Below are 22,996 nucleotides of genomic sequence, written 5' to 3' on the forward strand. Positions count from 1 at the left end.
TTCGGCTCGTTAATTCCCTCGCAGCGGACCGCGTGTGAGCGAGCAACCACCAACGATAGCGACCAGCAGCGAACTCAAGCGGCGAGTGCGCTTTGGCGCCGGCGTCACCGCCGCGGCGCAACTGCTGGGGCAATTGGTCCAGGTCGGCATTCTTTGGCTCCTCTATCGGTTGCTGACCCCCGCCGATTTTGGCCTGTTTTGGATGGTGGTCCCTTTCCTGCTGTTGCTGCGCAACTTCAGCACGCTGGGGCTGAACATTGGCGCGGTGCAACAACAGCAGTTGGATGGCGAGCAGCTTTCCACACTCTTTTGGTGTACCGCCGCCGCAGGACTGGCCGTTTCACTGGTCACTGCCGCCTTGGCGCCCGCCTTGGCTTGGTTTTATCAATCGCAAGTCGTATTTTCGGTGACGCTGGTCATGTCGCTACATGCCCTGGTGGTCGCGCTGGGCGCGCAGCATCAGGCGCTGTTGGAGCGAGAGCTGCGTTTGGCGTCGCTCGCCGGCGTGCGAATCGCCGCGCAGCTCGTCGGCGGAGCCGCGGCGATCTTGGCGGCACTGAACGGCAAGGGGGTGTGGTCGCTGGTCTTAGGCTGGTATTTCGAGGCGGCGCTATTGACCGCGCTCTGCTGGTGGCTCGCTGCATGGCGACCAACCTCGCGGGTCAGCCTTTCGGCCGCGCGAGGCTTATTGCGATTTGGCGGCTACTACACCGCGGCAAGTTTGTTTTTCGTGCTGGCGCAGAATCTCGACAAGATTCTGGTGGGCTGGTGGCTCGGACCAGTCGCCGCCGGTTATTACAGTCAGGCGTTCAACTGGATGATGAAACCGGTGTACCTTGTCACCACACCGTTGGCCAGCGCGCTGTTGCCGGCGCTCGCCCGCGCCGCCCATGATCGTGCCCTTTATAGCGAAGTGCTGATCGCCTTCACGCGTTTGGTGGGCATGATCCTGATTCCCGCCGGCATTGGCCTGGCAATCACGGCGCCTGAGGTCATGTTGGTGCTCGGCGGCCCGCAATGGGCGCCAGCAGGCGATCTGTTGCGGTGGCTGGCGCTGGCGATTGTGGTGCAAGGCTTCATCAACTCAGCCGGCAGCATTTGGTCTTCGGTCGGCAAGTCGGATCGGCTGCTGATCGCGTCGCTGGTGATGACCGTGGCGCTGACCATGGCGTATGGTTTGGGCTTGTTCGTCGGCAACTATTTCCACCAGCCTCTAACTGGGTTGGCCGCCAGTTATGCGGCCGCCATGTGGATCTTGTTTGGCCCCTACATGGCGGCTTGCCTGCATAGCGCCGGCGTCGACGTGCGAGATTGGTTCCAATCGCTGTGGCCAATTCTATTGGCGGCGGCGGCGATGGGCGCGGTGGTGATGGCGCTGCGAACGGCGCTGCTCCACATCATGGCGTTGCCGCCAGCCGCGATCCTGGCGATCGAAGTCCCCGCCGGCGTGGCGGTATTCGCCCTCTGCGCGTGGTGTCAGGTGACTTGGGCCATAGGACAGTTGCGACGTGTGGGCAATTGATCCTCACCAGTTTCGCGACGCTTAGTCGCGGCTGCCACCGCTGGCGCGGAGGAGGAAGTAGACCAAGGTCATCACCGCTTGCAACGTGCCCGCCACATAGGTCAGCGCGGCGGCGTTCAGCACGCGATTCACTTCGACTAACTGCTGCTGGTTGATGATGTTCAGCCCCACCAATTGCTGCTTGGCGCGGGTGCTGGCGTTGAATTCCACCGGCAGGTTGACGACTTGAAAGAACACCACCCCGCAAAACAGCGCGATTCCGACATAGACCAGCGTGGTCAGATGAAACATGAAGCCCACAAAAAAGATGATGAACGCGGCGTTGCTCCCCAGGTTCGCCACCGGCACGGCCGCGTTGCGAATCGTCATCGGTGCGTACTGGTGCGCGTCTTGCAAAGCATGGCCCGCCTCATGAGCTGCCACGCCCACCGACGCCAGCGTTTGCCCTTGGTACACCTCGGGGCTCAGTCGCAACACCTTGTGACTCGGGTCGTAATGATCGGTCATGAACCCCTGGACCTGCTCGATGCCGATGTCGCGCAGCCCAGCCGAATCGAGCACGTACCGCGCCGCGACGGCGCCGCTCACTGGCGCAGGCAATTGCGATGCCCGATGATAGGCGCTCTTCACTCGCATTTGCGCCCACATGGCCAATAGAACTGCGGGCACCGTTAGCAGCATGTAAAGCGGATCGTAACCGACGAACATGGCGTTTTCCTTCGATGATCGCGTGGGAACTCAATGGCCCGCGCTGGCTGAGTGTATTGTACGCAAGCGGACCGCTGCTGGTTCTCGGCGCCCGGCGCAAATCTTAACTGGCAGAAGGGTTAAGTTAAGACATGGCCGACGCCTGCCGATCGACAATTCCTAGCGGTAGGCGTAGTCCCCCGCCGCCACGCTGGGAAGGTTGCTGACCCCCATCAGATAGTGGTCAACCGCACGGGCCGCCTCGCGCCCTTCGTGAATCGCCCACACCACGAGCGACTGTCCGCGCCGCGCATCGCCGGCGGCAAAGACGCCGGGCACGCTCGCCATATAGTTGGCATCGCATTGGATGTTGCCGCGCTGATCGAGTTCCAGCCCCAGTTGGGCAACGGCGCCGTCTGGCTCAGGGCCCAAAAAGCCCATCGCCAGCAGCACCAATTGGCACGGCCATACTTTCTCGCTGCCGGCAATCTTGTGCATCTGCTGGCGACCTTGCGCGTCGGGCTTCCACTCGACTTCGACAGTCCGCAAGCTTTTGACGTTGCCTTGCTCGTCGGCCAGGAACTCCTCGGTCAAGATGCTCCAGTGGCGGTCGCAACCTTCCTCGTGCGAGGTGCTGGTGCGCAGCATCATGGTCCACTGTGGCCACGGCGTCGCTTGTGGGCGCTCTTCGCGGCGCGGAAAGTCGCCAAGATCATCGGGCCGCGGCAGCAGTTCAAACTGAGTCACGCTCGCCGCGCCGTGCCGATTGGAAGTGCCGGTGCAGTCGCTGCCGGTGTCGCCGCCGCCGATGATGACGACGTCCTTGCCGGTCGCCATGAGCGAAGCTTCCGCCGCGATCGTGTCTCCTTGGTTACGTCGATTCTGCTGCGGCAGAAACTCCATGGCGTAGTAAACCCCCTTCGACGCGCGGCCCGGAATTGGCAGGTCGCGTGGCTTGGTCGAGCCCACGCAAAACAAAATCGCGTCGTAGTCGCGGCGCAGATCCTCGACCGGCACATTGCGGCCGACATGGGCGTTGCACTCAAACCGCACCCCTTCGGCCTTCATCTGTTCCACCCGCCGCCATACGCGCCACTTCTCCAGCTTGAAATCGGGGATGCCGTACATCAACAGCCCCCCCGGCCGGTCAGCCCGCTCGAACACGGTGACCAGGTGCCCGGCTCGGTTGAGTTGCTGGGCCGCGGCCAAGCCCGCCGGACCGCTGCCAATCACCGCCACGCGCTTGCCGGTGCGAGTCGCGGGCGGCTCGGGCACGATCCAGCCTTCGTCGAAGCCGCGATCCGAGATCGCCATCTCGATGCTCTTGATGGCCACCGGATCTTCGTTGATCCCTAGCACGCAGGCCGATTCGCACGGCGCGGGGCAGACGCGGCCGGTGAATTCTGGAAAATTGTTCGTGGCGTGCAGCCGCGCCGAAGCGTCTTGCCAGTGACCGCGATATACCAGGTCGTTCCAATCAGGAATGATGTTGCCCAGCGGGCAGCCGGTATGGCAAAACGGCACGCCGCAATCCATGCAGCGAGCGCCTTGCGCGCGCATTTCCTCTTCGCCCAGCACCACCAGAAATTCGTTGAAGTGCTTCAGCCGCTCGGCCACTGGGGCCTTATGGTGATGGTCGCGCTGGTACTTCATGAATCCGCGAACTTCACCCACGGCTCACCTCCTGCAATTCGGCGGCCGGCATGGTTGCATGCTGCTGCATCGAGTTCTCTTTCTTCATCTCATTCAAGGCGCGTTTGTAATCGATTGGCATGACCTTGACGAACTTGCCGAGCAATTCGTCCCAGTTGTCAAGCACGTTTTGCCCGCGGGCGCTGCCGGTGTAGTCCACATGTTTGCGAATCAAGGCCCGGACGGCGATTTGCTCCGCAGGGTCGACAAACGACTCCAGTTCGACCATTTCGGTATTCACCCGGTTGGCGAAGTCGCCGCTCTCGTCCAGCACGTAGGCGATGCCGCCGCTCATGCCCGCCGCGAAGTTGCGCCCCGTGTGACCTAGAATGATCGCCCGGCCGCCGGTCATGTACTCGCAACCGTGGTCTCCCACCCCCTCCACGACGGCGGTGGCGCCGCTGTTACGAACGCAGAATCGTTCGCCCGCCTGCCCCCGCAGATACATCTCGCCGGCCGTGGCGCCATAAAGCACCACGTTGCCCGCGATGATGTTGTCTTCGGCCGCAAAGGTGCTTTCTCGCGGGGGATACACAATGATCTTGCCGCCTGAGAGTCCCTTGCCGCAGTAATCGTTGACATCCCCTTCGACGCGGACGGTGACGCCCGGAACCGCGAACGCCGCCAGGCTCTGCCCCGCGCTGCCGCGCAGGTTGAGCTGAATGGTGTCTTCTGGCAGTCCCTTCGCGCCATGACGTTTGGTTACCTCGCCCGAAAGCACGGCGCCGACCGTGCGGTTCACATTGCGAATCGGCAGATCGACCGTCACGGGTTGCCTCTGATCGATCGCCGGCCGGCAGCGATCCAGCAGCACCGTCACATCCAGCGATTTGTCGATGCCATGATCTTGCGGTTCGCAGCAATACGTTTTGACGTGCGCCGGAACGTCAGGCTTGTGCAAAATCGCGGTGAAGTCGAGTCCGCGCGCCTTCCAATGGTCGATGGCCGCCTTGGTGTCGAGCCGATCGACGCGCCCCACCATCTCGTTGATTGTGCGGAAACCGAGCTTAGCCATCAGTTCTCGCAACTCTTCGGCCAGCAGGAAGAAGTAGTTGACCACCCACTCTGGCTTGCCCTCGAACTTCGCTCGCAACTCGGGATCTTGCGTGGCGATGCCCACCGGACAGGTGTTGAGGTGGCACTTGCGCATCATGATGCAGCCGAGCACCACCAGCGATCCGGTGGCGATGCCCCATTCTTCGGCGCCCAACAGCGCGGCGACGGCAATATCTTTCGGCGTGCGAAGTTGTCCATCGGTTTGCACGACGATCCGGCTGCGCAGATCGTTCATCACCAGCACCTGCTGCGTCTCCGCCAAGCCGAGTTCCCAAGGGATGCCGGCGTGCTTGATCGACGTTTGCGGGCTGGCGCCGGTGCCACCGTCGTAGCCGCTGATCAGCACCACGTCGGCTTTGCCTTTGGAGACCCCCGCCGCCACTGTGCCCACACCGACCTCGGACACCAGTTTGACGCTCACCCGCGCGTCGCGATTCGCGTTTTTCAGGTCGTGAATCAACTGCGCCAGGTCTTCGATGGAGTAGATGTCGTGATGCGGCGGGGGCGAAATCAATCCTACGCCGGGCGTGCTATGGCGAATGCGGGCGATCTCTTTATCGACCTTGTGCCCGGGCAATTGCCCTCCTTCGCCCGGCTTGGCGCCTTGCGCCATTTTGATCTGTAGTTCCCGAGCGTTGACCAGATACAAGCTCGTGACGCCAAATCGTCCGCTGGCGACCTGCTTGATGGCGCTGTTCATCGAGTCGCCGCTGGCCATCGCGTCGTAGCGCTTGGGATCTTCGCCCCCCTCGCCCGTGTTGCTCTTGCCGCCAATCCGGTTCATGGCGATCGCCAGCGCTTCGTGGGCTTCCTTGGAGATCGACCCGTAAGACATGGCCCCCGTGGCAAACCGCTTGACGATCTCCTGGGCGGGTTCGACCTCTTCGACAGGGACCGATTGATCTGTCGGCTTGAATTCGAGCAGGCCCCGCAGGGTGAGCAACTTGCGCTGTTGCTCGTCGACTGTTTTGCAAAAATCTCGAAACTGCTCGCGGCTGTTGATCCGCGTGGAGTTTTGCAGCTTGGAGACCACGTCGGGGTTCATCAGGTGCGACTCGCCCTTGCGGCGCCACTGATATTGGCCGCCCACATCCAGATCGAGCGTTTGCGGCACCGCGACGCGCGGCCAGGCGTATTCATGTCGGCGCAGCGCCTCGGCGGCCACTTCCTCCACGCCAATGCCTTGGATGCGGCTGGGAGTCCAGGTGAAATACTCGTCGACAAAGCGGCTGTTGAGCCCCACCGCTTCGAAGATCTGCGCGCCGCGATAGCTCTGCTGCGTCGAGATGCCCATCTTCGACATAACCTTGAGCAGACCCTTGCCGACCGCCTTGATAAAGTTCTTTTCGAGCTTTTCGCGCGGCAAATCGTCGGGAACGTACTTCTCGCGCTGCATGTGATAGAGCGTCTCGAACGCCAGGTACGGATTGACGGCGCCGGCGCCATAGCCGGTTAACAGCGCAAAATGATGCACCTCGCGCGCTTCTCCCGTCTCGACCACGATGCCGCAGCGCGTGCGGGCCATCTCGCGAATCAAATGGTGATGCACGCCACTGGTGGCCATCAGCGCCGGTATCGGCGCCATATCGGCCGAGACGCCGCGATCCGACAGGATCAAGATCGTCACGCCGTCGGCAATCGCCTGCGACGCTTCCTGCCGCAGTTCTTGCATCCGCTGTTCCAAACCGGTGGCCCCGGCCGCGACCGGAAACAGCGTTGACAGCACGCGACTCTTGAGCCGTCCGGAGTCGAGCGCCTTGACCTTGGCCAGGTCGCGATTGGTCAAAATCGGTTGATCCAAGCGCAACAGGCCGCATTGATCGGGAGTTTCGTCCAGCAGGTTTCCCTCTGACCCGATGGTCGTGATCAGCGAGGTGACGATCTCCTCGCGAATCGCGTCGAGCGGCGGATTGGTCACCTGCGCGAAAAGTTGCTTGAAGTAGCTGTAGAGCAACTGCGGCCGGTCCGAGAGCACCGCCAGCGGCGTATCGTTGCCCATCGAGCCAATGGGTTCCTCGCCATTGATGGCCATCGGCGCCAGCACAATGCGCAGGTCTTCCAGCGTATAGCCAAAGGCCCGCTGCAATTTCACCAGTCGCTCGTTGCGCCCCTGCGCCGCGCTGTTTTCAGCGTGTCCATTGCCCGAGAACGCTCGCGATTCATCGCCCGACACCTCGCTCGGCTCGGGCAACTGGGCCAATGTTTTTTGGTTGCCGCAGATCCAATCACGATACGGATGTCGCGCTACAAGCTCGTTCTTGATCTCCTCGTCCGCCACGATCCGCCCCTGCGACATGTCGACCAGGAGCATGCGCCCCGGCTGCAACCGCCCTTTGTACTCCACTTCGGCGGGAGGAATGTCGAGCACGCCAGCCTCGGAACCCAAGATCACCACGCCCGCCTTGGTGACCCAGTAGCGGCTGGGGCGCAGGCCGTTGCGATCGAGCAACGCGCCCACGCACACGCCGTCGGTGAAGGCCATCGAGGCGGGGCCGTCCCACGGCTCCATCAGGCACGCTTGATACTCGTAGTACGCCTTCTTTTCGTCCGACATGCTCTCGTGCCCCGCCCAGGGCTCGGGAATCAGCATCGACATCGCTTGCGGCAGCGGCCGGCCGGTGATAACCAACAGCTCCAGCACGTTGTCGAAAATCGCCGAGTCGCTCGCCCCTGGTGTGCAGATCGGCAGCACCTTGTGCAGGTCGGGCCCGTATTGCTCGTGGGCAAGCATGCTCTCTCGCGCGTGCATCCAGTTGACGTTGCCGCGCAGGGTGTTGATCTCGCCGTTGTGGCACATGAAGCGGAATGGTTGCGCCAAGTCCCAGGTGGGAAACGTGTTGGTGCTGTAGCGCTGATGCACCAGCGCCAGCGCCGACTTGAAGTCGTCGGCGGCCAGGTCGCGATAAAAGCCGTCCACCTGCTCCGCCAGCAGCAGCCCCTTGTAGATGATGACCTTGGACGACAGGCTGGGAATGTAAAAGTATTGCTTCTGCGTCAATTCGCTGTCGCGAATCACGTGCTCAATGCGCTTGCGAATGACGTACAGCTTCCAGTCGAAGTATTCGGCTGGCGTGCGATCGCCGCGGGCAATCACGATCTGGCGAATGACCGGCTCGACTTCGCGAGCCAACCAGCCCAGCGACGCTTGATCGACCGGCACGTCGCGCCAACCCAGCAGTCGTTGCCCTTCTTCGCCGATGATCGCGGCTAGCCGCTCTTCGCAATAACGGCGTTCGGCTTCGTCGCGCGGCAGGAAAACCGCGCCCACGGTGTAATCGCCGGGTCCAGGAAGTTCGATATGCAGTTCGCGGGCCACACGGGCGAAAAACTCGTGCGGCATCTGCGTGAGGATGCCCGCCCCGTCGCCCGTGTTGGGATCGCAGCCGCAGGCCCCGCGGTGGGTGAGGTTCACCAGGATTTCGAGCGCGGAGCGCACGATCTGATGATTCTTCCGGCCGTGCATGTCGACCACGAAGCCGACCCCGCAAGCGTCGTGCTCCAGCGCCGGGTCGTAAAGTCCCTGCTTGGGTGGCAAGCCGGCCTGACGAATATGGTGTCGTGATTCGTGCATCAATTCACTCACTTCCTACAAATGTTTTCGCGTGTCGGCACGCCGGCCGCTAATCGCTGTTCCAAGCGATGCCGGCCCGGCGGCTAGGTGTTGGGCGACCCGGCCACCAGCCAATGTTCTCGGCTGTGGGCCTCGCCGGGGGGCGTCTCTCCGCGACCGCCAACCCCCAATCGGTCTGCCGCTCGCTGTTCCGCCAGCGCGGTCACCGCTCGCTGATTCGCCGCAGAGGAGACCTCCGGCGCATTCGCGGCGTCGGCGAGCATAGGTTCCAGCGGAGTCTCCAGCGACTTTGATTCACTCTGCAACAGTTCGATGAAGCGCCGCGTCGTACTGTTCAGTTGCTTGCCGCGCCGATAGATGATGCCCAAGGGGCGCACCAACTCGTTGTCTTCCAGCGGCACGGCGACCAGCGTCCCCGAATCGATTTCGCGCGCGACGGTGGGGGCGGGCAGCAGGCTCACGCCGGCGTCGATTTCGATCGCCCGCTTGATCGTTTCGATATTGTCGAACTCCATCGCCACCTGGGTCTCAACACCGTGCGCCCCCAGCACCGAATCGATCTCTCGCCGAATCGTCAATTCGCTGTCGAAACCGACAAAACTCTGGCCATGAAGTTCGCGCCAGGCCACGCGCCGGCGGCCGGCGAGCGCATGTTTGGGCGCGCACACCAAGAGCATCGGTTCCACGCGCCAATGAATCGCCCTAATTGCTCGCGACGACTTAGGGTAGCTCACCAGCCCTAGGTCGGCTTTGTCGGCCTCAATCGCTTCGTACACCCGATGCGGATGCAGGTATTCGAGCCGCACATTGGCCTTGGGATGCTGGCTCAAAAAGTCTTGGATGTAGCGGCTCATATGATGCAAGCCGACCGAGTAGATCGAAGCCACGCGCACGCGTCCCACCACCTCCTCGTGCAGCGTGCGCACGCGGTCCTCTAGTGCGTCGTAGCGCTCCACTAGGTTGCGGCAACCGTCGTAGAACACCTCCCCCTCGGGGGTAAGTACGAAGGGGCGTTTCGACCGGTCAATCAATTTGACTGCTAGGCGTTCCTCAAGCTGCTGCACCAACTGGCTGGCGCCCGATTGCGACAGGCCGTTTTCGGCCGCGGCGCGCGAAAAGCTGCGCCGGCGCACGACGTCGCAAAACACCTTGAGAGACTTGATATGCATGGCTCACCGGGCAATAAGCAACCGCGATAGAAGGCGATTGCAGTATTTGAATCGAACATACTAAGCTAAGGACCTGCTATCGGGTCGTCAAGCACCTCAAATCGCAAAAAATCGGGCTAGATCGCATGCCGACCAACCCGGAAAAGTCGATGCAAACGTCGCCATTGGATTCCGCTAGCTCAGAGTTTGCCGATTGGCGCGATTGGCCGGGCCGGCCGGTTCAGAAAGGCCTTAACTCGGGCTTTTGCCAAGGCCGAAGACAGAGCCAGCATTCTTGATTCTGCGGATTGTGCCGCCTACGATGAACCGGCGCGCAACTGCTTGCATCCCAAGGCTGTATCGATCATGCGACCCCTCGCCGCGGTCTATCGATCCCACTGTTGGTCTCGCCAATCTCGTTTGGCCGTCGTCTGTCGGTGCGCTTGTCTTTGGGGCTAAGGAGAGGCATCTCCTTTAGCCCGCGCCCCGCCTTCTGCTCGATCGACGCTCCCCGCATTTCTGGCCCTCCTTTCGACCGTCGCAGGGCCTTCCTCAATCCAGAGCGCTGCCATGGCTTCCGATTTTCGCCTGAAAGAGTTGTTGCCCGAACTGACTGCCCGGCTGGTGAACACCTATCGCGAGGTGGGCTCGATCAACCATTTGGGCCAGTGCCCGTTGCCCAATTATCAAGTGGTGGTTGGCATCATCGAGGACCTCAAGGAGGTGATGTATCCGGGTTACCGGCGGCGCGAAAACCTGCACTTCGGCAATGTGACCTATCACGTCGGCGACCTGATTGACGGCCTGCACGACAAGTTGACGAATCAAATTGGTCGCGCGCTGCGGCACGACGCCCGCGTGACCCGCAATCGATATGAGTGCGATGACGATGCCGATTACGAGGCATTGGGACAGGAGAAGGCGCTCTTGTTTCTGGATCAACTTCCAGAAATTCGCCGTGTGCTCGCCCACGACGTGCAGGCGGCGTTCGACGGCGATCCCGCCGTGCGCAATGTCGATGAGATCATCTTTTGCTACCCCGGTCTGGAGGCGATCACGGTTTATCGCCTGGCGCATGCCTTGTACCAGCTACAAGTGCCGCTGATTCCACGCATGATGACCGAATGGGCGCACAACAAGACCGGTATCGACATCCATCCGGGCGCGCACATTGGCGATCATTTCTTCATCGATCACGGCACCGGTGTGGTCATCGGCCAGACTTGCGAAATCGGCGAGCGCGTGAAGATCTACCAAGGCGTGACCCTGGGGGCGCTCAGCTTTCCCACCGACGGCGACGGCAACTTGGTGCGCGGCCAGAAGCGGCATCCCACCATCGAGGACAATGTGGTGATCTACGCCAACGCCACAATCTTGGGAGGCGGCACGGTAATTGGGCACGACTCCATCATTGGCTCCAACGTCTGGCTCACCCGCAGCGTGGCCCCGCATACCACGGTGCTGCTGGAAAAGCCCAATCTGCGGATGCGGGCCGAGCATATGGAAGACCTGTCGCCGGAATACCACTTTGAAATATGAGAAATATGAGCCAGACCGACTTGGTCGCGGAGGCACTTCGCACAGGTTTTTGCGGCCAGTATACTTGAGGGCCATTCCTCAACCGTGATGCCCCCGAGCTACCGCAGAAATCGCCGATGTCCGACCAGCACGATCCCTATCGCGAAGCGCTAGTCCTCGAAACCGACACCGTCTGGCCACCTGAATACGATGGCTGGGACACCTCGCAAAAGGCGAGCGTCGCCAATCGTTTGCACGCCGACCCAGCACAGGCCAGCAACCTGGAATATGTGCGACTGCACAGCGGTTTCTGTCGCCGCATCCACGTCACCGCCGAAGATATTGCCCGATTCAGCTAGGCCATTGCCGGCTGAGCTGTTGCCCCCTACGGCAGGAACCACGGCCGTGAACGAGCCCCCCACACTGGTCCGCGTTGCCCTCGGTCGCGCGAGCTACGACATCGAGATCGGCTCCGGCTCGTTGTCGCGAGCGGGCGACTTCGTGGCAGCCCGCCGCAAGGCCTCGCATGCCGTCATTATCACCGACGAGCATGTCCACAGTCCGCATGCCGAGCGCGTCGCCGCCGGGCTCATCAGCGCCGGGCTAACCGTTGATCTCTTGGTGATTGAGCCGGGCGAGGAATCGAAAAGTGTGCCCGTCGCCAATCACCTGTGGCAAAAAATGCTGGAGCTTGGCGCCGATCGCAAGTCGGTGGTGGTGGCTGTTGGGGGCGGGGTGACCGGCGATTTGGCGGGCTTTGTCGCGGCGACCTTTGCTCGCGGGCTGGCATTTGTGCAAGTGCCTACCACGTTGTTGGCGATGGTCGATAGCGCCGTTGGCGGCAAGGTGGGGGTGAACCTCCCTTCGGCCAAGAACATGGTCGGGGCGTTTTGGCAGCCGATCGGCGTGCTGATCGACACCGATACGCTCGCCACGCTGCCCGATCGCGAGCTTCGCGCCGGTCTGGCCGAGGTGGTGAAGTACGGAGTGATCCTCGACAACGTCTTTTTCGAGTGGCTCGAGCGCAACGCGGAGCTGTTGCTCAATCGCGATCCCGCCGCGCTGCGCTACGCTATCAGCCATAGTTGCCGTCTCAAAGGAGACGTTGTCGAACGCGATGAACGCGAAGAGACCGGGCTAAGAGCCGTACTCAACTACGGCCACACGTTCGCGCACGCCATCGAAGCGACTATGGGTTACGGCGAATTTTTGCACGGCGAGGCGGTGTCGATCGGCATGATTTGCGCCGCGCAACTCGCGCAGCGATTGGGGCGCGTCGACAGCGATTTTTCTAGCCGCCAGCAGAAGTTGCTCGCGCGACTGGGGCTGCCGACTGCGTTGCCCGGCATTGTGGAGTCCGAGATGTTGGCCGCGATGTCGCGTGACAAGAAGGTGGAGTTCGGCCAGTTGCGATTCGTGCTGCCGACCCGGTTGGGGCATGTCGAATTGGTGGGCCGGATCGATCAGTCGCTGGTGCGGTCCGTGTTGCAAGACGGCGCCGCATAGCTCGGCGCGCAAAAAAAGGCCGCTCTGAACGATGCGCCCAGAGCGGCCTGGAATCGTTAATAGTTAGCCGGTGGTGATCTTTTGGATCTTCACGCGGGTGTAAAGCTGGCGATGGCCAGTCTTGCAATGATAGCCCTTGCGGCGACGAAACTTCTGCACCGTGAGCTTGGGGCCCTGCTGTAGGCCGAGCACCTCGGCGGCAACCGAGGCTCCACCTACCAGCGGCGCGCCGAAGGTGAGCTTCGAGCCATCGCTGACGGCCAGCACATCCCCGAGCTTCAAGGAATCGCCCACGGCGGCTTCCCGAAAATCGAGGTCTAGTTCTTGGCCTTCTTCCACTTTGTACTGGCGGCCGCCGTCTTTGATGATCGCGTACATGGCTCTCAAGTCATTGCAGTTAAGTGAGTTGCGCATAAAAAGCCGGTCGCCTTTGCGGCTGGGCGGCTAGTGAGCCCCATAATCTAGCCGTTTTGGCGGCTCAGGTCGAGGAGTCTGACGAAGGAAACTTGCTCAGCCGGCCGCTGCGGTCTTCGCAGTCGATCACCAGATGCTCCGGCGGCACATGCTCCTTGCCGAAAATCTGGATCACCAGGTTGCCTTCGTCTTCCAGCCGGGCCAGCTCGCGCCGCTTCCGGTTGTTCAGATACGTGGCCACCTCGTCGCAAACCGTGACCATCACCTTGGCCGTGTCGGGGCGTTGGCTGGCCAGCATCAGCGCGCGAATCACCTCGATCGCCATACTCTCGGCCGTTTTGACCAGTCCCGTTCCTTCGCAGCCCGGGCACTCCTTGTACACGCTGCGTTTGAGACTGGGGCGAATCCTCTGCCGCGTCATCTCGATCAATCCAAACGGGCTGATCCGCAGAATTTTGGTTCGCGCTCGATCGCGGCGCACGGCGTCGCGCAGCGCGCGCTCTACTGACCGGCGATGCCGTTCGTGCCGCATGTCGATGAAATCGTTGACAATCACGCCGCCCAGATCGCGCAGCCGAAGCTGCCGGGCAATTTCCTTGGCGGCGGTCAGGTTGACCTGGTACGCGGTCTCCTCGGCAGAATCGTCGGTGCGGAAGTTGCCGCTGTTGACGTCGATCGCCACCAGGGCCTCGGTCTGGTCGATCACGATCGATCCGCCGCTAGGCAGCGGCACCGCGCGGCGGTGAATTCGACTGATCTCATCGTCGACGCCGTACTTGTGAAACAGCGGCTCGCGCCCTTCGTAAAAGCGCAAGCGATCGACGTAGCGCGGCATCACCATTTGCAAAAATTCCTTGGCCCGTTCATGAGCGCTCTCCTCGTCGATGTAAATGGTGTCGACGTCGTTTGAGAAGATGTCGCGAATGGTGCGGATGATCATGTCGCTCTCTTCGTAGATGGCGACCGGCGCTGGTTGCTTGCGCACGCGCCGCGCCAGCACTTTCCACAGCCGCACCAAATACGCCAGATCGCGCGACAGTTCTTTCTGCGTTCGGTCGGTGCCCGCGGTCCGCACGATGAAGCCGAGCCCCTTGGGCGGATTCAGCTCCAGCATGATGTCGCGCAGTCGGCGGCGCACTTCGTCGTCTTCGATCTTGCGCGACACGCCCACCCGCCCCAGGGCGGGCATCAACACCAGATAGCGGCCCGGAATGCTGATATAGGTCGAAAGGGTTGGCCCCTTGGTGCCGATGCCTTCCTTGATGACTTGCACTAGCAATTCGTCGCCGCGCCGCAGAATGTCTTGAATCGGCGGCTTCACGCGCGGCCGAGCGCCGGCGCGCGGCCGGCGCAGGCGGGGTTGATCCTCGTCCTCGCCATCGAAGTCGTCGTCGTCGCCATGCTCGGCGCCATTGCGGTTGGGTCGTCGTCGGCCGCCCGGTTCGATCGGCTTGTCTGGGTCGTAACCCCCCTGGCGAAAGTACTGCGGCTCCACGTCGCTGATGTGCAAAAAGCCGTTGCGCCCCACGCCAAAATCGACGAATGCCGCCTGAATGCTGGGCTCGAGATTGACGACCCGACCCTTGTAGATGTTGCCCACGTAGTTGTCTTGGCTCGAACGCTCGATGTACAACTCTTCGAGCGCGCCGTCCTCGACGATCGCGATCCGACATTCCTCGGGTTGAGAAACGTTGATCAAGATTTCCTTCTTCAGGACCTTGTTTTCGCTGCCGGCGGCTGGCGAGCGGCGCGAAGGCGGCCGGCGCTCTCCGCGGCGCGGACGTTGTGGAGTGGCTGTCATGATGCGAACTCCACTTGGGTTCGAGTGAGATAAATTCCTACTTGTGGCAGGTCGTCGATGCCCAGCGCCGCCAACAGCGCGCGGGGACGAGCCCCTCCTTGATCATTGACTAGTAATCGCATTCGCAACCGATCCTCGGTTAGAGATAATTCTTCCACGCTCGGCCGCACATCGACCGGGTGGCTGCCGTCTTCGCGAGCGGCAATGTAAGTGGATTGACTTAAAAAGTCGGCCAACCGCGCGGCGACCGCGGCGCGCCGCTCGGCGGGCACGGCAATTTCGAAGCTCATGGCCCGCACGCGAGTTTTCTTCGCGTCCGCAGGCACGCATTCAACCGACAGAATGTCGAGCCCGGCCGGCGCGTGCGCGGTCAAGCGGGTCTCGATTTCCGCGGCGCCAAGCGGCTCCGCCAATTCGAAGTCGAGCACCTCGTTGGCCCCGACCACACCCAGCGCCAGCGCCGCCGGAAACACCATTCGCGGCTTGGGGTGAAACCCCTGGCTCATGCCGAGTTTCAGACCGGCCCGGCGAAACAGCCGTTCCATCGCGCGCACCAGGTCGCGATGGCTGATCAGTCGCAGATCGCCTGCTTTGCGAAATCGGATGCGAACTCGATGTCGCTGTATGGTGCTCGGCGCGGTCAAACGGCAATCTCCGGCAAGACTTTCTTCAACTCCTCGCGCAGATAGTTCTTCACGTCGCGGGCGTTTTCCAAGAGCATCGCGCGCTGATACACGGCTTCGCACTGCGGAATCGTCACCGTGCGGCATACCTTCTTCACCTGCGGCACGGCCGCCGGTGTGACGCTGAGTTGCCGCAGTCCCATGCCCAACAGCAGCATCGTGTACGTCGTGCTGCTGCTCATCTGCCCGCACACATTGACCGATTTGCCGTGCCGATTGGCCGACTGAATCGTGGTTTCGAGCAGCTTGAGCACCGCGGGATCGCTGGCGTTGTAGAGGCTGGCCACCTCCTTGTTGTCGCGATCGACGGCCAAGGTGTATTGAATCAGGTCGTTGGTGCCTATGCTGACAAAATCGACCTCTTCCATGAAGCGGTCGATCAGGATCACGGCCGCGGGCACCTCGATCATGATGCCCACCTGCACCTGCCGATTGAACGGCACGCCGTGCTCTTCCAAATCCTCCATGACGTCGGCCAATAGCATCTTGGCCTGCCGCAGTTCGAGTTGCGTGGTGATCAAGGGAAACATGAAGCGCACGTTGCCATCGACGCTGGCCCGCAGGATGGCGCGCAATTGCGTGCGAAATAGCGGCAGATTGCGCAATGAAACTCGGATACTGCGTAGCCCCAAGAACGGATTGCTCTCGGCGGCTATCGGCGTGCCGCCTTTGACTTTGTCGGCGCCCAGATCGAGCGTGCGGATGACCACCGGCTTGCCGCCCATCGAACGCAACACTCGCAGATAGGCTTGGTAGTGGGCTTCCTCGTCCGGATCGGGGCCTTCCCCCAGATATAAAAACTCGGTGCGATAGAGCCCGATTCCGTCGCAGCCGCGATCAAGGCAATGCTCGACTTCGTCGGGGAACTCGATGTTGCCCATCAAATCGATGCGCGTGCCGTCGGCGGTTTCGGCCGGCAGGTCGCGGAGCCCCTGGAGGCCGGCGACAAAGCTGCGTCCTTGCTCCGCCTCTTGTTGGTATTGTCGCAGCGCGTCTTCGTCGGGCTGCAGAATCACCTCGCCGCGATTGCCGTCGATGATGACCAGGTCGCCCCCCGAAACGTCGGCCAAAAACGGCCCCATGCCGACGACGGCCGGAATCTCTAGCGCGCAGGCCACAATTGCCGTGTGGCTGCCGGGCCCGCCGATCTCCGTGACGAAGCCTTTGACAAACTGCCGATCGAGATTGGCGGTTTCGCTGGGCGTGAGATTGTGGGCCAGCACCAGCACCGGCGATTGCAGGCTGGCGATCGTTTCGCGCTTTCTGCCCAGCAGATTGCGGAGCAGGCGTTTCTCGATGTCCGCGATGTCGTGAGCGCGCTCCGCTAGATAGCTGCTTTCGAGCGACTCAAACACCTTGGTGTAACGGCGCAGCGCGCGGCTCACCGAGTACTCGGGCGAGTAATGCCGCTCGCGGATCATCTCATCGAGCTCTGCCCGCAACCGCGGATCGCGGAGCATTTGCAGATGAGCGTCGAAGATGGCGCCGTATTGCTTGCCGAGTTGCTGGCTCACGGCGTCGCGATTGCGTTCGATCTCTAGCGCCGAGGCGGCGATCGCGCGATCGAGTCGCTCCAGTTCGGCCTCGACAGCATCGCGCGCAAGGAACCGCCGGGGGATGCGAAATCCCTCGTTGTCGATCACCAGCGCCTCGCCAATGGCGACGCCGGGTGAAACAGCGATTCCTTGTAGTCTCAGCATCGAATTCGGGGCGTCCCAGCGTGTCGCCGACGGTTGTCGTCGCAAGGAGTCCGGTCCGCGGCCCGCGTGTTCAGGGGCGAGGGCCGGTTTCCTTGAGACGACCGCGACAAACGTCATTGGCGCCGGGACGACCGGCAGCGAATTCGATCAATACGGTCGCGGCGCACCGTGGTCCGCCGCGTCATAGTTCCATGTCATGGGTTCAAATCGTCGGCAAAGTTCTGCTCGACCAGGCGGCACAGCGCGTCAAGCGCGTCTTGCGCGTCGTCGCCCGTCACCTCGATTGCCAGCGGGGTTCCTTCGACCGCGGCCAGCATCAGGATGTCGAGTATGCTCTTGCCATCGACTCGCAGACTTTCTTTGCTCACTTCAACTTGGGATCGGTACTGTTGGGCCAGCTTGACGAACAGGTCGGCCGGGCGCGCATGCAATCCCTGGGGATTGGTGACGATCACGGTTCGCACTAGCTTGGTCTTGGTCATGTCTGTAAGGGCTTTCCGCCTCTCGTTGGCGTGCGCGGTCGCCGGACTAGGGATTGCCAATCGGCGCCGATCCGATCGTCCCCGCCCGCCACCGCCGCGGCGCTAGCCGAATTGCTGATTGTCGGCCTCGTCGAGCAACAAGAGCACGTCGGCCGCCGATTTCGATTGCTTAAGAAAACGGCAGAACGTGTCGTCGCGCAACTGGCGCGAGATGTTCTCCAGCGCGCGGAGATGGTCCCCCGGCCGGTCGGGAGGAGAGATCAACAAGAAGAGCAATTGGACTCTTTCGCCATCCAGGCTGTTGAAGTCCACCCCCTCTTGGCTGACGCCGACCGTGGCCACCAGTCGGCTCACCCCGGCATGCTTGGTGTGAGGAACCGCCACGCCCCGGCCGATGCCGGTGCTGCCGAGCTCCTCACGCTTCAAGATGGCCTTGACGATTCCTTCGCATTCCGAGCCGGGAATCCCCCCCGCATCGACTAGCGACTGAGCCAATTCACGGATGACACCTTCCTTATCGTCGGCCGCGAGCGACGCACACACCGCATCGCGGCTGATGAAGTCGGCAAACTTCATGCACCTGTTCCTTTCTTCCGCCAGCGTCCCACCATCGTCTGGTGACGCCTACGGCTCGCCGGGCCCGGATCGTGCGGAGGCGTCCTCCTGCTTGGGGTTCGGCGGTCGATGATGTTCTTGTACTTTTTCTTTGTATTTGCGCAACTGCTGCTCCAACTTGTGGAGCACTTGGTCGGTGGCGCCGAGCAAATCATTCGATTGCTCCGTCGCCACAAAATCGTGCTTGTGTTCGGCCGAGACGCGCACGTCGATAGTGGGCGCGTCTTTGTGCGCCAAGTCGATCGTCGCCTCAATGGCAGTCAATCGCTCGAACACGCGGTTCAGCTTATCGAGCTTGGCCGCTATCTTGGCGCGAGTCGCTTCACTCAGTTGGCCATGCCGCGCCGATACGTTGATCTGCACCAGCCTAACTCCTTCAACCTGAAGCACGAGGGGGCCTGGAAGCATAGGCCGGGCATTTTAGCGATGCCGCGCCGGGGCGACAAACGCCCTCGCCAGAGCCTCGGAATCGGTCGCCAGCGCGATTCGATCCACTACGAGACAATAATTTACACGACTTTGGCGGCTTGGGCCATGCCACCCGCGTCACCGCTGCCGCCGATCGGCCGGCCGGTGCTTGCTTGCCTCGCGCCGGCGGCTCCCCTACGATCGCATGCGCCCCAATCGACGTCTCGTCCGATCGCCACGTGCTCTTTTCCAGGTGTCTCATCATGAATCGGCTCATCCTTGCGATCTGTCTCATTATACCCAGCGGCGTCAGCTTGTCGGCGGACAATTGGCCCCAGTTTCGGGGGCCTGGCTCGCTCGGCACGGCCGAGAATCAGCAACTCCCGTTGCATTGGAGCGCCAGCGAAAATATCGCTTGGCGAACGCCGGTGGCCGGTCGCGGGTGGTCGTCGCCAGTGGTGTGGGGAGACCGCGTTTTTTTGACTTCGGTGGTCAACGAGGCCGAAACCGAGGCCGCAAAACCGGGGCTCTACTTCGGCGGCGAGCGACCAGAGCCGCCCGAGAGTAGGCATCTGTGGAAGGTGATTTGCTTTGACCTGAAGAGCGGCCAGCAACTTTGGGAGCAAACGGCCCACAAAGGGACGCCCCAAACGGGCCGCCACATCAAAAACAGCTACGCCTCCGAGACCCCGGCCACCGACGGCGAGCGAATCTACGCCTACTTTGGCAATCAAGGCGTCTATTGCTATACCCTCGACGGCAAGCCGGTGTGGGGCAAGGAACTGCCCTCGCACAAGACTCGCAACGAGTGGGGTACCGCCGCCTCACCGATTGTGTACGACGGCAGGCTATTTCTGGTCAACGACAACGACGACGAGTCGTATATCGTTGCGCTCGACGCCAAGACCGGCGATGAATTGTGGCGCGAGCCTCGCGACGAAAAGACCAACTGGGCCACCCCCTTCATTTGGAAGACCCCAGACCGGGTCGAATTAGTCACCGCCGGCACCAACAAAGTGCGCTCCTACGATCTCGACGGCAAGCTGCTCTGGGAACTGGGCGGCATGTCGAGCATCGCCATACCAACGCCATTCGCGCACGACGGTCTCTTGTACCTGGCCAGCGGTTACATCATGGATAAGCAAAAGCCGGTGTTTGCGATCAAGCCCGGCGCGACTGGAGATATTACGCCTAAAGAAGGTGAAACCAGCGGCGAGTACATCGCCTGGTTTCAACAGGCGGCGGGCCCCTACAACCCATCGCCCGTGCTTTACAAGGACAAGCTGTATGTCCTGCTCGATCGTGGCATGTTGGCCTGTTACGACGCCAAGACCGGCGAAGCGGTGTACGAAAAGCAGCGCATCCCCGGCGGACGGGCATTCACGGCTTCCCCCTGGGCCTATCGCGACAAGATCTTTTGTCTGAACGAGTTTGGCACGACGTTCGTCATTCAGGCCGGCCCCAAATTTGAACTGCTGTATACAAACGAACTGGGCGAAGACGTTATGTGCATGGCTTCCCCGGCGATTGTGGGCGACCGCTTGTTGATACGCACCGACAAGGAATTGCTCTGCATTTCCGAAAGCTCCGTTTCCAAAGATCAGGCGGCGTCCCCCTGACCAGGCCGTTTGGACAAATCGGCCGCGACGGATCATTGTGGTGGGTAATGGCCGCTGACTTTGCCACGGACCACTTGCTGCGCCTTGGCCAGCACAGCCAACCCTTGAACGTCGGATTTGGAATGCGCTGTTGTCACTGTCGCTTGCTGGTCTTAGTTTCGTTTTCACTGTTTCTTGGGCTGTCGGGCTGCGGCAAGGGCAACCGTGCGCGACTCCCCGATTTTGGATCGCCGCCCAAGCCCGACGCGGCGCAAATCACCAAGGCGCGCGACCAACTGTGGCCCGCTGGGGCGGCACCCCTGGTGACGACCTCGTCGCCCCTGATGACGACGCCGCTGGCGAGAGAATGGGGCGTGCGCGAAACGGCGATCGACGCGCTGGCGCGGATTGGTCCGGCGGCGATCCCCAGTTTGATTGTCGCGCTAGAAGACCCCAATGCCGATGTTCGAGATCGCGCGGCCCAATCTCTGGCCCGCATGGGGCCACCCGCTAAAGAAGCCGTGCCGGTGTTGATTGCCGCTTTGGAAGATCCCGATTGGAGCGTGCGGCGCAGCGCCGCGCGCGCGCTGGGCCAGATTGGCCCCGAGGCGGCGCACGCCGTGCCCGCGCTGATGCGATTAATGAAAAGCCCCGACGCCGAGCAAGGCGGTCCCGGCGCCGTTCGTCCGAGCGCCGGAATCTGATTTCCGGACATTATTGGCGATTGGCGCGAAGGTTGCGTGAACAAGGAAGTTTTCCACAATAGTCGATGGCGGCTGGCAAGGCAGGAGGCGTGAATGTCGGAGCGGATCGAAGATTATGCGCTGATCGGCAACTGTAAAACCGCGGCGCTCGTGTCGCGGCACGGTTCGATCGACTGGCTTTGCCTGCCCCGTTTTGATTCCGGCGCCGCCTTCGCAGCGCTGTTAGGCACACGCGACAATGGGCATTGGCAAATCGCGACGGCCGACGAGCCGCGCCAGGTTCGCCGTCGGTATCGCGGCGACACGCTGGTGCTCGAAACGCAATTCGAGACCGAGTCGGGCGCCGTCACGTTGATCGACTGCATGCCCACCCACACCCGCGAAACCGACCTGGTGCGCGTGGTGCGCGGCAATCGGGGCGAGGTGCGGATGCGGATGGACCTGACGATCCGCTTTGATTACGGCTCGATCGTCCCATGGGTCACGCATATCGAGGGCGGGCTGCGCGCGGTGGCCGGCCCCGACACGCTGCTGCTCTACAGCGACGTGCCGATGCACGGCGAAGATTTCAACACCGTGGCGGAGTTCACCGTGCGCGAGGGAGAAGAAGTCAGCTTTGTGATGATCTGGCATCCCTCCGAGGCCAAGCGACCGCCGCGCCCGCAACAAAGCGATCAATTGCGGCAGACCGAACAGTGGTGGCAACAGTGGTCCAGCCAATGCACGTTTCACGGTCGCTATCGCGACGCCGTGATGCGCTCGCTCATCACGCTCAAAGCGCTCACGTTCGATCCCACCGGCGGCATTGTCGCGGCGCCCACCACGTCGCTGCCCGAAAAGATCGGCGGCATGCGCAATTGGGACTACCGCTACTGCTGGGTGCGCGACGCCACCTTCTCGCTCGACGCGCTCATGAGCAACGGATTTACCGCCGAGGCGGTGGCTTGGCGCGAGTGGCTGTTGCGCGCCGCGGCCGGCCGGCCCTCGCAGTTGAACATCATGTACGGGCTGCATGGTGAGCGGCGGCTCACCGAGATCGAACTCGATTGGCTGGCCGGTTATGAAGACTCGCGTCCGGTGCGAATTGGCAACGCCGCGCATCGGCAATTTCAGCTCGATGTCTATGGCGAGTTGATCGATGCCTTGTATCAGGCCCGCCGCTTTGGCGTGCGCATGGAGGAGTATGCCTGGCGGGTTGAACAGGCGATCGCCGGCTTTTTGGAGTCCGCGTGGCGCGAGCCGGACGAGGGGATTTGGGAGGTGCGTGGCCCGCGGCAGCACTTCACGCATTCCAAGGTCATGGCCTGGGTCGCCTTCGACCGGATGGTGAAGATGGTGCAAGACTTTGGGCTCGACGGCCCGGTCGCGCAGTGGCGCGCCATCCGCGACGAGATCCATCGCGAGGTATGCGCGCGCGGCTACGACCCGGTTCGCCACACCTTTGTGCAGCATTACGACGGTCAAGCGCTCGACGCCAGTTTGCTGATGATTCCGCTGGTGGGCTTCTTGCCGCCCGAAGACCCGCGCGTGATCGGCACCGTGGAAGCGATCGAGCGCGAGCTGGTGCGCGATGGCTTCGTCATGCGCTATATCACCGACGACGTGCTCGACGGGCTGCCCCCCGGCGAAGGCGCCTTCTTGGCGTGCAGCTTTTGGCTGGTGGACAATCTGTTTCTGATCGGCCGCCGCGACGACGCGGTGCGCCGCTTCGAGCAATTGCTGGAACTGCAGAACGACGTCGGACTTTTGGCCGAGGAGTACGATCCGCACGCTGGGCGGCAGGTGGGCAACTTTCCTCAGGCGCTTTCGCATGTCGCCTTGGTCGAGAGCGCGCTCAATCTGACTCAGCACGAACGCGCCGCCCCGCCCCGCAGCGAAGCGGGCTAGCGCC

General features: G+C 62.1%; 18 protein-coding genes. 7 read left to right on the forward strand and 11 right to left on the reverse strand.

Annotated elements, in window-relative coordinates; all coding sequences use genetic code 11:
- Nucleotides 1–34 precede the first annotated feature (34 nt).
- The gene (locus K1X71_12135) at nt 35–1,522 is read left to right on the forward strand and encodes a lipopolysaccharide biosynthesis protein (GenBank protein MBX7073888.1); all 1,488 of its coding nucleotides are present in this window, start codon (nt 35–37) and stop codon (nt 1,520–1,522) included.
- A 21-nt stretch (nt 1,523–1,543) separates the two neighbouring features.
- On the opposite strand, the gene K1X71_12140 is transcribed toward K1X71_12135, so the two are convergent.
- From K1X71_12140 to K1X71_12155, 4 genes are all read right to left on the reverse strand, one after another.
- Nucleotides 1,544–2,230: a zinc metallopeptidase gene (locus K1X71_12140; GenBank protein MBX7073889.1), complete on the reverse strand. Its 687-nt coding sequence runs from the start codon at nt 2,228–2,230 to the stop codon at nt 1,544–1,546.
- 159 nt (nt 2,231–2,389) lie between these two features.
- The gene (locus K1X71_12145; protein ID MBX7073890.1) at nt 2,390–3,862 is read right to left on the reverse strand and encodes a glutamate synthase subunit beta; all 1,473 of its coding nucleotides are present in this window, start codon (nt 3,860–3,862) and stop codon (nt 2,390–2,392) included.
- A gap of 13 nt (nt 3,863–3,875) precedes the next feature.
- Nucleotides 3,876–8,528 carry a glutamate synthase large subunit gene (gltB, locus tag K1X71_12150; GenBank protein ID MBX7073891.1) on the reverse strand — a complete coding sequence of 1,551 codons (4,653 nt, stop codon included), beginning with the start codon at nt 8,526–8,528 and terminating at the stop codon, nt 3,876–3,878.
- An 83-nt stretch (nt 8,529–8,611) separates the two neighbouring features.
- Nucleotides 8,612–9,697, reverse strand: a complete 1,086-nt coding sequence (locus K1X71_12155; protein MBX7073892.1) for a LysR family transcriptional regulator — start codon at nt 9,695–9,697, stop codon at nt 8,612–8,614.
- Nucleotides 9,698–10,246: 549 nt separating this feature from the next.
- On the opposite strand from K1X71_12155, the gene K1X71_12160 reads away from it, so the two are divergent.
- The 3 genes from K1X71_12160 (at nt 10,247) to aroB (ending at nt 12,700) form a co-directional block, all read left to right on the forward strand.
- Nucleotides 10,247–11,215 carry a serine acetyltransferase gene (locus K1X71_12160; protein ID MBX7073893.1) on the forward strand — a complete coding sequence of 323 codons (969 nt, stop codon included), beginning with the start codon at nt 10,247–10,249 and terminating at the stop codon, nt 11,213–11,215.
- Nucleotides 11,216–11,331: 116 nt separating this feature from the next.
- Complete coding sequence (locus tag K1X71_12165; protein ID MBX7073894.1) at nt 11,332–11,553, forward strand: hypothetical protein; 222 nt, start codon at nt 11,332–11,334, stop codon at nt 11,551–11,553.
- Nucleotides 11,483–12,700 carry a 3-dehydroquinate synthase gene (gene aroB, locus K1X71_12170; protein ID MBX7073895.1) on the forward strand — a complete coding sequence of 406 codons (1,218 nt, stop codon included), beginning with the start codon at nt 11,483–11,485 and terminating at the stop codon, nt 12,698–12,700. The genes K1X71_12165 and aroB overlap by 71 nt, the downstream gene beginning before the upstream one ends.
- 63 nt (nt 12,701–12,763) lie before the next feature.
- Here the strand turns inward: aroB and rplU are convergent, their stop codons facing one another.
- The 7 genes from rplU to raiA form a co-directional block, all read right to left on the reverse strand.
- Complete coding sequence (gene rplU / locus K1X71_12175; GenBank protein ID MBX7073896.1) at nt 12,764–13,078, reverse strand: 50S ribosomal protein L21; 315 nt, start codon at nt 13,076–13,078, stop codon at nt 12,764–12,766.
- A gap of 100 nt (nt 13,079–13,178) precedes the next feature.
- Nucleotides 13,179–14,828, reverse strand: a complete 1,650-nt coding sequence (locus K1X71_12180; protein ID MBX7073897.1) for an Rne/Rng family ribonuclease — start codon at nt 14,826–14,828, stop codon at nt 13,179–13,181.
- Between the two features lie 83 nt (nt 14,829–14,911).
- Nucleotides 14,912–15,559, reverse strand: coding sequence for a TIGR03936 family radical SAM-associated protein (locus K1X71_12185; protein ID MBX7073898.1), 648 nt, complete (start codon nt 15,557–15,559; stop codon nt 14,912–14,914).
- Nucleotides 15,556–17,298, reverse strand: a complete 1,743-nt coding sequence (gene ptsP, locus K1X71_12190) for a phosphoenolpyruvate--protein phosphotransferase (GenBank protein MBX7073899.1) — start codon at nt 17,296–17,298, stop codon at nt 15,556–15,558. The genes K1X71_12185 and ptsP overlap by 4 nt, the downstream gene beginning before the upstream one ends.
- 194 nt (nt 17,299–17,492) lie before the next feature.
- Nucleotides 17,493–17,780 carry an HPr family phosphocarrier protein gene (locus K1X71_12195; GenBank protein MBX7073900.1) on the reverse strand — a complete coding sequence of 96 codons (288 nt, stop codon included), beginning with the start codon at nt 17,778–17,780 and terminating at the stop codon, nt 17,493–17,495.
- Nucleotides 17,781–17,882: 102 nt separating this feature from the next.
- Nucleotides 17,883–18,356, reverse strand: coding sequence for a PTS sugar transporter subunit IIA (locus K1X71_12200; GenBank protein ID MBX7073901.1), 474 nt, complete (start codon nt 18,354–18,356; stop codon nt 17,883–17,885).
- A 48-nt stretch (nt 18,357–18,404) separates the two neighbouring features.
- On the reverse strand, nt 18,405–18,758 hold the full coding sequence (gene raiA, locus K1X71_12205) for a ribosome-associated translation inhibitor RaiA (protein MBX7073902.1): 354 nt from the start codon (nt 18,756–18,758) through the stop codon (nt 18,405–18,407).
- Nucleotides 18,759–19,066: 308 nt separating this feature from the next.
- On the opposite strand from raiA, the gene K1X71_12210 reads away from it, so the two are divergent.
- The 3 genes from K1X71_12210 (at nt 19,067) to K1X71_12220 (ending at nt 22,992) form a co-directional block, all read left to right on the forward strand.
- Nucleotides 19,067–20,422 (forward strand): PQQ-binding-like beta-propeller repeat protein, encoded by a 1,356-nt coding sequence (locus tag K1X71_12210; protein ID MBX7073903.1) that lies wholly within the window; start codon nt 19,067–19,069, stop codon nt 20,420–20,422.
- 122 nt (nt 20,423–20,544) lie between these two features.
- Nucleotides 20,545–21,105, forward strand: coding sequence for a HEAT repeat domain-containing protein (locus K1X71_12215; protein ID MBX7073904.1), 561 nt, complete (start codon nt 20,545–20,547; stop codon nt 21,103–21,105).
- 93 nt (nt 21,106–21,198) lie between these two features.
- A complete protein-coding gene (locus tag K1X71_12220; protein ID MBX7073905.1) occupies nt 21,199–22,992 on the forward strand; it encodes a glycoside hydrolase family 15 protein in 1,794 nt (597 codons plus the stop codon).
- Nucleotides 22,993–22,996 lie beyond the last annotated feature (4 nt).

It is taken from the genome of Pirellulales bacterium (genome assembly GCA_019694455.1).
GTDB lineage: Bacteria > Planctomycetota > Planctomycetia > Pirellulales > JAEUIK01 > JAIBBY01.

Excerpts from the sequence above, each read along its gene's own strand:
- K1X71_12140 (MBX7073889.1), bottom strand. The coding sequence starts at position 2,230 with ATGTTCGTCGGTTACGATCCGCTTTACATGCTGCTAACGGTGCCCGCA.
- K1X71_12160 (MBX7073893.1), top strand. The coding sequence starts at position 10,247 with ATGGCTTCCGATTTTCGCCTGAAAGAGTTGTTGCCCGAACTGACTGCC.
- K1X71_12155 (MBX7073892.1), bottom strand. The coding sequence starts at position 9,697 with ATGCATATCAAGTCTCTCAAGGTGTTTTGCGACGTCGTGCGCCGGCGC.
- K1X71_12165 (MBX7073894.1), top strand. The coding sequence starts at position 11,332 with ATGTCCGACCAGCACGATCCCTATCGCGAAGCGCTAGTCCTCGAAACC.
- K1X71_12220 (MBX7073905.1), top strand. The coding sequence starts at position 21,199 with ATGTCGGAGCGGATCGAAGATTATGCGCTGATCGGCAACTGTAAAACC.
- rplU (MBX7073896.1), bottom strand. The coding sequence starts at position 13,078 with ATGTACGCGATCATCAAAGACGGCGGCCGCCAGTACAAAGTGGAAGAA.
- K1X71_12195 (MBX7073900.1), bottom strand. The coding sequence starts at position 17,780 with ATGACCAAGACCAAGCTAGTGCGAACCGTGATCGTCACCAATCCCCAG.
- ptsP (MBX7073899.1), bottom strand. The coding sequence starts at position 17,298 with ATGCTGAGACTACAAGGAATCGCTGTTTCACCCGGCGTCGCCATTGGC.
- K1X71_12145 (MBX7073890.1), bottom strand. The coding sequence starts at position 3,862 with ATGAAGTACCAGCGCGACCATCACCATAAGGCCCCAGTGGCCGAGCGG.
- aroB (MBX7073895.1), top strand. The coding sequence starts at position 11,483 with ATGTGCGACTGCACAGCGGTTTCTGTCGCCGCATCCACGTCACCGCCG.
- K1X71_12210 (MBX7073903.1), top strand. The coding sequence starts at position 19,067 with ATGAATCGGCTCATCCTTGCGATCTGTCTCATTATACCCAGCGGCGTC.
- K1X71_12200 (MBX7073901.1), bottom strand. The coding sequence starts at position 18,356 with ATGAAGTTTGCCGACTTCATCAGCCGCGATGCGGTGTGTGCGTCGCTC.
- gltB (MBX7073891.1), bottom strand. The coding sequence starts at position 8,528 with ATGCACGAATCACGACACCATATTCGTCAGGCCGGCTTGCCACCCAAG.
- K1X71_12215 (MBX7073904.1), top strand. The coding sequence starts at position 20,545 with ATGCGCTGTTGTCACTGTCGCTTGCTGGTCTTAGTTTCGTTTTCACTG.